General features: G+C 45.8%; 1 protein-coding gene. It reads left to right on the top strand.

The features are described from left to right. The coding region (locus tag R0J87_RS24645; RefSeq protein ID WP_498889666.1) for a DUF3299 domain-containing protein at window positions 1–150 on the top strand (150 nt) is incomplete at its 5' end. Window positions 151–236 lie beyond the last annotated feature (86 nt).

The raw sequence follows: 236 nt of genomic DNA, 5'->3' as shown, positions 1-236 counted from the left end.
AAGTTTCCTAAAGGCGCACCCGTTCAGCAACTCTGGGATGTTGTATATGTGGTAGGAAAGTTAAATGTACAAACCATAGAGCACGAGCTTGCAGAAACCGGTTACCTGCTCCACGGCTCACTGATTGAAGAATACGACGATGCCGGATAAGTAGCCTTACTGACTTTTGGCTTATCTTACACATGCGCAGCAAGGTAAGCCAAAATCACGACATACCCAAGCAGTAATAACACCTC

The organism is Halomonas sp. SIMBA_159 (assembly GCF_046536035.1).
GTDB lineage: Bacteria > Pseudomonadota > Gammaproteobacteria > Pseudomonadales > Halomonadaceae > Vreelandella > Vreelandella venusta_A.
The sequence above is the reverse complement of the archived record's forward strand: the minus strand, read 5'-3'. Positions and strand labels throughout refer to the sequence as shown.